Here is a 12384-nt window from a genome sequence, read left to right as displayed (position 1 = left end):
CAAAAAACCGCACCCCGCAAGCAATGTCTGCGTGGTGCGGTTTTTCAATTGCGGCTTAGCTATGGCTTATGCTTTAATTACGGCTTATGAATGCTCCAGTGCTAAAATCACTTACTCCCCTGCGCCTGCTGGGTAGGCCCGTAATTCGCCGCTCCGGTGAAGTGAACATCATTTGGCGTGGGATACACTTTCGGGATGCGCAGATCCCGCTGATATAGTCTCAAATGCTCTCCCCGGGGAGAGATATCCACGACATCACAGCCTCTCCAGGATACCTTGTATTCCTCACCGCGCACCGTCTCCTTCACATTCAGCGTTTCTAGCAGATGCTCCAGCTCTACAGTATCCCCTGCTCCAATACTACGGATAATAAGCAGGTTCCCTTCCCTCTCAGGCGTGCAGTAGGCTCCGTTAATCTTCATGCTGAGGTTCTGACCCATCCAGTCATAGACCCGTACCGCAACATCGCATGGTTGTTTGGCTGTAATGGACATATAGCCCCGGTCGGGATAGCTCATGGTGACGGCAGCCTCCTTCGTCTCCTTATCCACCGGCATATTGACGATTACCGTTCCGTCATGGAATTCCACCGCCCGGTTCCATACGATCTCCAGGGCCACCGGAGCCATGCCGACACAACAGCCCGCAATCGAGCGGAACTTGGATAATGACATGGAATTGACGAGCGAGCCTCCGGTGAAGCCCCCGATCATTCTTTTATCAATCTCCCTGTAGGTTATGCCTGCTTCGTCAGGCCGGGTGTTGTCTGTGACTACGTAGGAAGATACCTTAAGCTGATTCTCCACCAGCTGGTTCCGCGCAAACAAGGTCATATCCTCCCAATATTCCTCATACCCGGCCAGAATCAGCTCATTCGCACATTCGATCATATCCTTGATGCAGCAGGTCTCACAATGCTCCTCATGCGGCGGATGCCACTGGGCATATTCCGGCACCCAGCCGAAGGAGGAGGACAGGCTGCGGATATAATCATAGATTCCTTTACCTGCGGTAATATACCGCTCCTTGCCTGTTACCCGGCCCAGACGTACCAGCCCGGAAGCTACCCAGCCTGCGGAATGGACATGTCCGAAGAATTCCATCCTGTAATTGAAATAGCGAGAAGGTCCGAGCAGATGGTTGGCAATGCCCGTTGCCAGATCAAGCGCGGCCTCATCTCCGGCAATTTCATATCTGCGCACCAGAGAATGCAGGACAATGGCATTGCGGATCGCCTGCTCCCCCCGCCCGGTATGCCTGGACAGATCGAAGCCGCCGTCCTTCAGGTACACATCATTGGGGAATTCGTACAGGGGCTCCTGCTCCTCATAATCCCCCGACCAGAACGTTCTGACCTTGCGCTCAATCACCAGGGAACGCATTCCCCTCACCAGCCCGGCCGCTCTGCTCTCCGCCTCCTGATCCCCGGGATCATTCTCCAGCATCCGGTTCAGCGCAGGAAGAATATAGCCCATTTCGTGAAAAGAGCTATGATTCGTATGCGTCCACGGATAAGGCTCATGAAAGCGCAGGCCGTGCTCTCCCCAGGACTTCATGAGATGACGGTAAAAGGATTGCTGCACCGCAGCGCCTTCCTCCGTCTTTAGCATTTTGCGCACCGCATCTATGGCCTCATACCAAGAGCCGACCAGCTCCGCATCGTCCACCCGGCAATGGGCAGCCTCGGCTGGCTTCTTGTGCGGCAGTATCAGCCAGTAGGGCAGATTGTCTTCCTGCGCATCAACCATAGAGGTCAGATACCCCAGAACGAGCTTGGCGTTGTGTAACGGTGTGAACTTTTCGTAAGCTTGACTTGACATGTTGTCTTTCCCTCCGCTGGTTAATCTCCGGTAACCCTCACCTTGAAATCGTCAAAATCGATGGACGCGTTCGCATAACCGTCGACGCCGAACAGCTGTCCTGTCAGTGAGCTGCCGCCGGTATGGCGGAAGGCGAAATCCGTAGCAGCCGGAACAGATTCATTGTTGATATACACGCTGTACGTCTTGGCATCCCAGTTCGCGACCATTTTGATGGCATACCATGTGCCCAGCGAGAAGTCTCTCACCTTGACCTTGTTGGAACCGCCATTTTGCACAAGGATTTTACCGGAATCGAACGCTGTAACCATCGAATAGTTGCTTGTACCGCTATCATTTCTTACCATGGCGCCGTTGGCATACTGGAAGCTGCTGTTTAACCGGACGCGGTACTCTATGACAATGCGCTGATTCCCCGCAGCACTAACCTCCCCAAGATAAGGCAGGAACAGGTTGGCTTTGCCTGATACCGCGGTCGTGGTCAGCCGCAGAAATTTGTTGCCGGCTTCTTCCTGGACTACAGCCGTAGCGCCATTCGTCAAATCCTGCGCAGTAATGCCGTAAGGATATTTGCCTGCTGTATCGCCGGAGAAATCCCGGTACGCCTTATAAGTTATGCCGTTCTGCGTGGTATTCAGCGAATTCAGTAGGGCGGCTTCCGCATTAGCCAGCGCATTCAGTTCTGCATTGAACTGCGCCTCCGTCAGCTCCGCATTGCCGGCCAGCGTCTCCGCTTGATCCACAGCGGCAACGAAGTCCGCATACTTGGCTGCACTATAATTGCCTGCCCCGTTTCCAAGCGGATAAGAGTTATTTGCCAGCTTGCTGCGCAGCTGACTTACGATCTCATCCAGACCATAACCAGGTACAACCTCTACAGAGATAGTGGAGGAGAACTCCTGGCCGCTGATCTTGAGCGTCACAGGAATCTGAACCGTGCCAATGGTGCTGAAGTCCATTCCTGCCGTCTCGCTGCCGGTCACCTGGGCCTGAACCGTCTGGTTGTGGTAGACGGCATTTACAACGCCCGGAAGCACGGGAACCACGCCTGAAGGTGTCTTCTCTGTTGAAGTGACCTGAACGGCATTTGACGCGGCAATGACCGTTATACGGTGAGTGGTTTGCTTGCCACCGTAGGAGGCAGTAATTAGAGCCGTGCCCGGTTGAACGGCATTTACCGTATGGGTAGCCGGGTCGATGACTGCCACGCCTGGATTGCTGCTGGTGTACTGCGCACTTCCTGTTACATCCTGAACTTCATAATTGTTGTAATATGTTGTTGCCCGCAACGGTGAGCTGATCTGGCCGCTGATCAGCACAGACTCAGGCCCGGTGAGCGTCAAGGACTGTACTGTTTTCGGTTCAGCCTTGACGTTAACTGCAACGGCAGCAGTTTTGCCGTTATAGGTGGCGGTAATGGTTGCGCTTCCTGCTCCGGCGGCCTTCACCTGATTCCCTGCTTGAATCACGGCTACGTTCGTATCGGACGAGGTCAGGACCACACCTGCCGTGACAGCAGCATAGGTAGTTCCTGTTACTGTATAAAGGGGCAGGCTGCGGGTCTCGTTAAGACCAAGCGTATATCCGGGAGTCCCGAACAGCAGCTCCGATGTATTCAGCCGGGATAGATCCAGGCTGTCGATGTCGGCCAGATTATTCCCCTTGGTGAAGCGGAGAACGTTGTCTCCCTGCTGAAGAAAGATCTTCGCCGTGGAGGCTCCCCAGCGGTTCGCGCCGGAATAGACAATATTCATCGACGCTCCGGGCCCGCCGTTGACCGACAGGATATGGGAGGCATCCCCCGCATTCGCAGAGCCGTTGCTGTTGCGCACGGACATCACATAGAAGCCCGCTTCCGGCACGTTGACGTTGAACTGGGCGTAGTCGTAAGCGTTAGCCAGATTGGTGATCTTCATCCCGCCGGAGGCGGAGCTTTCGCGCCGGACCGCTGGGGATGAAGTGCCAGCGGGATCTTTTACAAGCAGAGCTTCTTCGGCTTCATAACGAAACCGGGCTGGCTCGCCTGATGGGATTGCTATCGGACTGTTCGGATTAACGGGTTCTCCCAGGTTCGGCGTGTTGTCTGCGTTCCAGGTGAACTTCTGTGCTCGGACATTGCGTGTCCAGCCTGAGCCAGGCCAGCGGGCGGAATGGTAGATGATCCAGTCCTCGCTGCCGTCCGGTGAGGTCACGATACCGTGATGGCCCGGGCCGTAGACACCGTTCGCGCTGGAGAAGATCGGCTGATTACGCTTGGACCAGGAAGCGGGATTCATCAGATCGGCACTGGTGCTGGCGGTGATCAAGCCGAGACTATAGCTGTCTGTCCAGCTCCCATTGGCGGAGTAGACCAGATTGATCTTGTTCCCCTTGATAGTAATCTGAGGGCCTTCATTAATCCGGCCGGGTGAGGTCTCCCAGTCATACTCCGGTGTGGACAGGAGCACTCGCTGCGAGCTGATCGTCCACGGATTGCTCATTCTGGCGATATACAGATTCTGAAAGCTGCCATCGGTGTCCTCCCAGCCGGACCAGATGAAGTAGTGCTGGTCACCGATCGTCAGCACAGTGCCGTCAATCGCCCAGCGGTCCGTGGCATCGGTAATCTTGCCTTTGAAGGTCCAGCTTCCGGTCATCGGATCGGCACTGGCATTCTCCATCACATACATACGGTGGTTAGCGTTGGTTCCGTTATCGGCTGCAACGTAGATATACCATTTGTACTGGCCGTCCGTATCTTTGAGATAATGCATCTCCGGTGCCCACACGTTGGAGCTGTACATGGTTCCCTTAACCGGCGACCAAGCCAGACTCCGCTCGCCTGCTTCAATACCGGTAATCGTCTTCGACCTGCGGACCATCACTCCACTGGCATTAACAAAGGTGTTGTAATAATAGCCGTCCGTGTGCTTGTATACCCAGGGATCGGCCCCGGTCTGCATGATGACATTGTAGAAATCCGTCACATTCGTTCCTCCTTGTGCAGCCACAACAGGCTCTGGTAGTGACGTCCCCGACTCTTCCGCCGCAGCTCTCCCTCCCCACTGAGGCAGCATGAGCAGGATCGCGAGGCTGAGCAGCAGAGCTTTGACGTTTGTGCTGGACCACTTCTGTTCTTTCCGGGCTGAATTAACCGCTTTCATTTTTTCATCTCCTTCTCGTTCGAATGATGACTCCGGCTAGCGTACTCATAATACCCTCCAGGACCGCTTAAAAAAATGGACTATCTTAAATTGTTTTTGTAACCGTTTTAGTAGAAAATAATTACAGCGCGGAAACGAGCCAGGTCAGTAACCAAATAATTGGATAAACGCAGCTTAATTTCTCGACATCTGGCGATTGCAGGGGAACAAGTGGAAAAAGAGCAACTGCTGCTCACGGATTCAGGCACTTTAAGTAAATAGCGCTTGAGTAAGTGTTGTTTATCCACCTGCTGCGCCAGGCAAGGCCGTATCTCCATCAGCAGGTGGAGTAAATCCAACTGTTCCCCCTTCCCGCCTGAATCCTCCTGAAGCCTGCCCTCCCCCATGCAGCCAAACAGGGCACCTCCCGCTAAACGGAGGTACCCTGTCCAAACTCATATACTATTAACTCCTCCCGGCAGCTTCGGGATTTTCACGTTCACGGTTGTCCCATAGCCCAGCCGGCTGTCAACGGTAAGTCCGTAGCCTGCTCCGAACAGATGGCGGAGCCGGTTATGAATATTCAGCAGCCCGATGCCCTGTGCCGATTGCCCGGTCAGAGCCAGCTCCTTATGCTCCAGGCCAAGCTTGGCCTGAAGGGCGGCCAGTTCCTCCGGCTCCATTCCCCTGCCGGTATCCGTAATACAGAAGCACACATCTCCGCGCGCATCCAGGCTCCCGGTAATCTGAAGGCTTCCACCCTGATCCATCCGTTCCAGCCCGTGATAGACCGAATTCTCCACGATGGGCTGGAGGATCATCTTAGGGGTCTGCAGCTCCAGCAAGCTCTCCTTCACATCGAGCGACAAGGAGAATTTATTCTCGTAGCGGATCAGGATGATCTTCATGTAAGCTTGTATGCAGTCTACCTCTTCACGGATCTGCACAAGATCATCCTTCTTGATGCTATAGCGGAAGATCTTGGACATGCAGTACGTAATTTGCGCAATCTCCCGGCTTCCATACTCCAGTCCGATGCTGCTGATACAATTCAGCGTATTATACAGGAAGTGGGGATTAATCTGGCTCTGCAGGGCAGAGAACTCCGCCTGCTTCTGGCTCAGCTCGGATTCGTATAGTCTGGCCTGGGTATTGAACATCTCCCGCGTCATTTCGTCCATCTCGTCCATCATCCGGTTAATATCCTGGGCCAGCAGGCCCACCTCGTTGGTGAACCGGACTTTGATCCGGAAGCCTCTGTCCCGCCCTGCCACCTTCTTCATATCCATGACCAATCCCATCAGGGGACGCATCAGATTGTGCAAGAAGAAGCTGCCTGTAATAATCATACTCACAATAATACCAAGGCCGACCATAATGCTAACCTTCCGCATGGGAATCATGTCGGCCGTCAGTTCCTGCACCGGGATCATACTGACCACACGCCACCCGTCAGCCTGCTCCAGCCCCTTAACCTGAACGAGAACCTCCTTGCCGCCGATCGTTGCTTTTACCCCGTTAAGTAATTGGTTCTTGTCCATAGACAGCACATCTTTGATCACATTGCCCCGCGCATAGGAATTGGTGGAGGCAACCACCTCGTCCCGGTTATTCAGAATATACAAGGTGGAGTTCTGCGTTAATTCCGTATTCGCGACCAGTCCCTGCATTTTGTCCATATTGACCATCACCATGCAGTAACCCGTAATCTGTGAGAAATGGACGCCCCCGATCGACTCCACAATGGGAGCAATATAGAAGAACTGATCTGTCCCTGTCCGGTCATCCTTCAGAATGGCGGTGAACTTCCCCTTCTGCCGAAGCGCAGGATCGTTCTTGTACGGGCGGATAAAGGTCTCATACAGGTTAATATAAAAAATATCACCGCTTGCAGAATCCTCGCTGGAGAGGCGTCTTCCCTGGAGGTCATTGATCATGATGCCGTTCACATACGAATTGAAGGACCGCATATATTCCATCAGATCCAGGGCATAGGGAGCGCTGTCGAACGCCCTTTTGTAATCATCATCGGCGATGGTGAATTCCTGAATCAGCTTGCTGTTGACCGCAAAGCCGGTGCTGATCCGGATATCATTGAACACCGAATCAATCTTGCGGCGGGTCTGCTCAATCATCTTGTTGCTGTAGGTGACCGCCCGCTTCTGTGTCAGATTCGAGAAGCTGTAGAAGAAGTAGAACTCCATGACCATGAAGATCAGGATGGAGCACACGATGAACAGCCATAGCTGATGCTTCAATTTCACCTTGCCGGTCTTCATGGCCTGTTGCTCCGTTCACTTTCCCTTTTTCTGAATTTGGCGGGCGTCATCCCGCAGTGCTTCTTGAACACCTTATTGAAATAATAGTAATCTACATAACCGGACTGGATGGCAATGCTCTCAATAGACAGGTCTGTCTGCTGCAAAAGCCCGCGGGCTTTCCTGATCCTCAGCTCAGCCACGTATTCAGAGAAGGTTTTGCCCAGATTCTTCTTGAACAATTGACAGCAATACACCTGATTGATGAAAAATTGGACCGACAGCTCCTTTAGATACAGCTTCTGCTCATAATTCCGGTCGATATAGGCGACCATCCGGTTGAAGCAGGAGAGAATATCCCCTTCCTGCAAAGCACGGCTATTCCCTTGCCGGAGCACGGTAAGAACGTCATGCAGGAAGCTGCACAGCGACTCCAGATCCTCGAACCGCTCCTTCAGCTCGGCATAATTCAGGAACTCCAGCTCCATGTCTCTGAGTTCTTCCGAATAAGCGCTAGTCAGAAGTCCGACGGCCTGATTCCATAAGTAGACCACCTCAATCATTCCCAGCTCATGAAGCCTGAAGTATTCCTGCAAGCCCAGGATGTATGTCTCGATGCTGTCATATTGATTACCATGAACTATAGAGTGCAGCTCATCTATACAGGGCTTCACCAGAGGCAGCTTGGGATTATAATAGTGAAATGCGCCGGAAGCATCATCCACGAATACCCGGGAGGCCGCCAGCTCTGCTTCCTTGATCAGCTTGCTGATCTGCTTAAGCCCGCTGCCGATGCTGCTGATCCCCACCACAGGAAGCCCTGGACTGCCTGCGGCCGCAGGCCATTCATCCGTGATTCCTTCCAGCTCACTCTCCTGCTCTGTGATCAGAACCGCCAGCAGGGTGCTTGCTCCGTTCTCTACCTCCAGCACATGAACCGGCTGCCCGTCCAGCTTCAGCAATTCGCCGAGCTTCGGCCGGTCTGCCTCATAATGGACAGCAAGCACCCGGCAGCAGCCTGCACTCATGCCAGCAGGAAGGCAGCGCCTGATCTCATCTTCATCTGCCGAGGTAAGCGCATCCAATAGAAGATGATTGCGCGCCGCACTTCGCCGGGAGAAGTGCAGGGCGAGCTTCGCCAGGAACGTATCGGTCATATCCACATCCAGCGGCTTCAGGAAGTAATCCAAGGCCCCGTAGCGCAGCGCTTCCTGGGCGTATTCAAATTCCGCATACCCGCTTATAATGACGAATTCCGAGTCTATGCCCTGCGCTTTGGCCCGCTTCATCAGATCGAGCCCGGAAATCTCCGGCATCCGGATATCTGTGACCACCAGATCCGGCTCCTGCAAGGCGATGGCTTCCCACGCCTGATATGCACTTGTGAACTGTCCCGAGATTTCAAAGCCATACTGCTCCCAGTCAAAGGCATTGCTGATCCCTCTAATCGCCCACGACTCATCATCTACAATAATGACCTTGTACATGGATATCCTCCTGAGACTGTGGATTCTTCTGATGTGGTTACACAAAGGAAATGCGGATAAACCAGGCCAATGAACAGCCGGTGGTTTATCCGTATTTCAGGTGTTACTTCTTATTCGCTGTGACTTCCCTGTAGTTCTTCACATTCTCTTCCTGAACCGCTTTACCGCCGGCATCCATGTATTCTTTGACCAGCTTATCGTACAAGGCGTCGAATTCGGACTCCTTGGCCACGATCAACCGGTCAATCATCTGCTTGTTCATATCGCCCAGCGTCTTGCCGTATTTGATGTTGGATTCGTTCGGTACCCCGTAATAGAAGGATGAATAGCCGTCTGTTGTGTTAATTTTGTACGATTCCATAGCGAGTTCCTCATACTGCTTATCCCCGGAGGCCAGGGCTGCGGCATAGGTTTTGACGTTCTTTTCGGTGTCACCCAGCTCAGCGCCGTTAACAATCATCGTATAATCCATGTTCAAATTACTCATCTGCATTTTCTCGCCGGTCTGTGATATCCCTTGCGGAATGCCGTCTTTCAGGGTATGGTGAACGCCTTCTTCACCGAACTGCAGGAAGAACATCACCTCCGGGTCCGCCATCCAGTTCAGATATTTGACCGCCAGCTCCGCGTTTTTGCTGCTTTTAGGAATGAAGGAGAAGATTCCGTTCTCATTATATACCTCTTTGAGGTATTTGCCTTCGGCATTTTTGAAGGTATCCACCGGAACATAGTGGGCATCCGGCGAGTTTTGCTTCAGTGGTTCACGGATTTTCTGGGTCATCGGATAATCCCAGTTGGCGGCATAGAAGCCGACCTTGCCGTTGGTGACATCGGCATCCGCTTGCTTGGTGGTTTTGTCCAGGGCAAAATCGGGGCTGATCAGCTTCTCATTATACAGCTTATTCAGCCATTTGTAGGCATCTTTGTTGCCCGGCTTCAGCCAGTTCGGCGTGGTGACGAATTCCTCCTCTGACATCTGGCCCCAGAAGGATTGAACGAGGTTGCCGAAGGTGTAGTTCATGCCGGCTGCCGCCGTTGCCCAGGGAATGACGCCGTTCACATTGCCCGGGTTCTTGTCGCGGAAGGCCACCAGCGTATTGTATAACTCATCTCTATTGGTCGGAAGCGGCATCCCGAGCTTGTCGAGCCAATCCTTACGGATGAACATCCCGTTCCAGGCCAGCAGGGTGCGCTTGCCCGGGATGGATACCTGCTTGTCGTTATATTTGCCGTAAGCGAGAACGTTCTCCCCGAGATAAGCCTTTAATTGCTGGCCGTGGCTCTCCAGCAGCTCGTCGAGCGTGTAGAGGCCGTCACTTTTGGCAAAGCGGGTCACCAGTGTCCCGTCATAGGTGAACGAGATGTCCGGAGCCTGGCCCGCAGCCATTAATACGTTCAGCTTATCAACCTCCTGGGACCGGGGAACCGGTACATATTCCACAATGGCGTTATTCGGCTTGCCGAAATGCTCATTCACATATTTCGTCCAGAAATTATTATTCAGATCCGGCTGGCCCTGAACCCCTCTGTCGAACACCTCCACCGTCAGCTTTGCAGGAGGATCAGAAGGAGATTTTGCTGCATTAGACGACTCCGGCGCGGCTGTCTCTTTGCTCTCTTTATCATTGCCGCCGCAGCCCGCTGCAACGCCGGCCAGCAGCACGGTGCTGCACAGAACGGCCGATATTTTCTTAATGCCTGTCTTCACGGTATACCACCCTTTCATCTCTTATCATGATAGTAATCCAGATTATAGCTTTCTTGCCCAGGCAGCTTCAACTTCCCCCAGTCTGGCCTCCCCCCTTCCGCAGAGTATACCCGCCTCAGCCCTTTATCGCGCCCGTCATTACACCGTCTACGAAATACTTCTGCAGCTTGGGGTAGATCAGCAGAATCGGAATCGTGGTGAACATGACGCTTGCGGCCTTCAGCGACTCTGGCACGATGAACGAGCCGACACTGCCCTCGCCGCCCTGCTGGCTGTCCAGCTGCTGGTTGGCTGAGATGATCTGGTACAGCTTGAGCTGCATGGGATAGAGCTCTTTTTTGGTAATATAAAATAACGCATCCTGGAATCCGTTCCACCGGTCTACGGCATAGAAGAGACTTAAGGTGGCAATCGAAGGCAGCGAGAGGGGCAGGACAATCCGGAGAAGAATTCCCAGATCCGAGCACCCGTCAATGGACGCCGATTCCTCCAGACTCTCGGGAAGGGAGCTGAAGAAGGTTTTCAGGATAATCAGATTAAATACACTCATCGCGCCAGGCAGCACCAGACTCCATATCGTATCCATCATCCCCAGGTTCTTGATCAGGATATAGGAAGGAATCAGACCGCCGCTGAAATACATCGTGAAGACCAGAGCGGACAACAGGAAGTTTCTCCCCCACAGCCGCTTTTTCGTTAACGGGTACGCCGCACAGATCGTCAGGAACATACACACCACCGTGTAAAAAATGGTCAGGACAATACTATAGCCCAGCGTATACAGCATATCGGCATCGCTAAGAATCGTCTTATACGTCTCTACAGTGAAGTCTACCGGCCATAAGCTAACCTTTTGCGAGATAATCGCTTCGTTGGAGCTGAATGATAGCGCTATCATATATAAAAACGGGACAATGCAGGTGAACGACAAAGCCACTATAAAGACTATAATCGCAATATCTGCCACACTTGTTTTCCGGCCAATCCGCCCTGTTCGTATCGTACTTGCCGCTCTCACCATATCCCATCCTCACCCAATTTCTTCGCAATATAGTTGGCACCGATCAGCAGGGTCAGACCTACCACAGACTGGAATAGCCCGACGGCTGTTGCCTGGGAGAAGTCTCCCGAGCTGATACCCACTCTGTACACGAAGGTGCTGATGACATCGGAATATTCGCTGACCAGTGAATTCCCCATGACAAACGGGCGGTCGAACCCGATCGATACCATTCGGCCAATCTGAAGAATCAGCAGAATGTTAATCGTAGATTTAATGCCCGGCAGTGTAATATGCCACATTTTGCGGAGTCTGCTGCAGCCGTCCATATCGGACGCTTCATACAGCTCCTTGTTGATACCGGTAATCGCCGCGAGATAAATAATCGTCCCCCACCCGATGTTCTGCCATACCCCCACAGTAATATAGGTGACCAGCCAAGGGGTCTTCTGCGACAGAAATTCAATTTTCGACAGTCCCAGGCTATCCAGGAATAGATTCACCATCCCGCTGTTAGAGAACATCAGATAGACAATCCCGCCGATAATTACCCAGGACATGAAGTGAGGCAGATAGAGAATCGTCTGCGTTAATTTCTTGAATCGGGCCATGCGGACTTCGTTAAGCAGAATCGCCAGGATAATCGGGGCCGGGAAGCCTGCCACCAGATCCAGCACATTCAGGACCAGCGTATTTTTGAGGGCACGGTAGAAGCTGTCCTGCTGAAAAATAAACCGGAACACATCCAGTCCCACCCATTCGCTTCCACTCGTCCCCTGAAAAATATTGTAGTCCTGAAAGGCCATAATCAAGCCGTAAATCGGTGCATATTTAAAAATGGCAATGTACAGGAGTGGCAGCAGCAAAAGGATGTAGAGTAGGGCATCTCTCCTGATCCTGAGCCAAAAGGTGTGTCTTCGCGTGAGTCCGATTTGATCTTGCTGATTGTTTAAAACCGCTTTCATTTCTCCCATCCCTCCGGCTGTATT

General features: G+C 52.8%; 7 protein-coding genes. All 7 read right to left on the bottom strand.

The annotated features are described in order from the left end of the window. Positions 1 to 107: 107 nt before the first annotated feature. The gene (locus tag NST69_RS14610) at positions 108 to 1820 is read right to left on the bottom strand and encodes a hypothetical protein (RefSeq protein ID WP_342549811.1); all 1713 of its coding nucleotides are present in this window, start codon (positions 1818 to 1820) and stop codon (positions 108 to 110) included. A gap of 20 nt (positions 1821 to 1840) precedes the next feature. Continuing rightward, the gene (locus NST69_RS14605) at positions 1841 to 4963 is read right to left on the bottom strand and encodes a family 43 glycosylhydrolase (RefSeq protein ID WP_342549809.1); all 3123 of its coding nucleotides are present in this window, start codon (positions 4961 to 4963) and stop codon (positions 1841 to 1843) included. 434 nt (positions 4964 to 5397) lie between these two features. Continuing rightward, positions 5398 to 7221 carry a sensor histidine kinase gene (locus NST69_RS14600; RefSeq protein ID WP_342549808.1) on the bottom strand — a complete coding sequence of 608 codons (1824 nt, stop codon included), beginning with the start codon at positions 7219 to 7221 and terminating at the stop codon, positions 5398 to 5400. After that, complete coding sequence (locus NST69_RS14595; protein ID WP_342549807.1) at positions 7218 to 8687, bottom strand: response regulator; 1470 nt, start codon at positions 8685 to 8687, stop codon at positions 7218 to 7220. Before NST69_RS14595 ends, NST69_RS14600 begins: the two co-directional genes overlap by 4 nt. Before the next feature lie 103 nt (positions 8688 to 8790). Further along, positions 8791 to 10395 carry an extracellular solute-binding protein gene (locus NST69_RS14590; RefSeq protein WP_155991530.1) on the bottom strand — a complete coding sequence of 535 codons (1605 nt, stop codon included), beginning with the start codon at positions 10393 to 10395 and terminating at the stop codon, positions 8791 to 8793. Between the two features lie 115 nt (positions 10396 to 10510). Further along, positions 10511 to 11416: a carbohydrate ABC transporter permease gene (locus tag NST69_RS14585; RefSeq protein ID WP_051478146.1), complete on the bottom strand. Its 906-nt coding sequence runs from the start codon at positions 11414 to 11416 to the stop codon at positions 10511 to 10513. Continuing rightward, positions 11410 to 12360, bottom strand: a complete 951-nt coding sequence (locus NST69_RS14580; RefSeq protein ID WP_081751225.1) for an ABC transporter permease subunit — start codon at positions 12358 to 12360, stop codon at positions 11410 to 11412. Before NST69_RS14580 ends, NST69_RS14585 begins: the two co-directional genes overlap by 7 nt. Positions 12361 to 12384: the final 24 nt, after the last annotated feature.

It is taken from the genome of Paenibacillus sp. FSL P2-0089 (assembly GCF_038595095.1).
Classification (GTDB): Bacteria; Bacillota; Bacilli; order Paenibacillales; family Paenibacillaceae; genus Paenibacillus_AQ; species Paenibacillus_AQ silagei.
Note: the sequence above shows the minus strand (reverse complement) of the source record. Positions and strands in the feature narration are given on the sequence as shown.